Annotated in this window: 1 protein-coding gene; it reads right to left on the bottom strand. The window is 71.1% G+C overall.

From position 1 onward, the window contains the following. The coding region (locus tag AC5RWU_RS24800) for a recombinase family protein (protein WP_493986810.1) at nucleotides 1–256 on the bottom strand (256 nt) is incomplete at both ends.

Raw genomic sequence — 256 nt, 5'->3', positions numbered from 1 at the left:
CGCCGTCCGGCCCTGCGCCCGTTGACGGCGGCTGCGGCCATGCCTGCCCTGGTCCGCTCGGCCAGCTGGTCACGTTCGAGCTGGGCGAACGCGGACAGCACGGTGAGCATGGCCTTGCCCATGGGGCCCGTGGTGGTGATGCCCTCGGTCAGTGACCGGAAGTGGACGCCGCGGCCTTCCAGCTCATCGATGAGGGCCAGCAGGCTGCGGGTGCTGCGGCCCAGCCTGTCGAGCTTCCAGACCACCACCTCATCCC

The sequence above is a fragment of the Arthrobacter sp. B0427-1-12 genome, from assembly GCF_059092905.1.
Note: the sequence above shows the minus strand (reverse complement) of the source record. Positions and strands in the feature narration are given on the sequence as shown.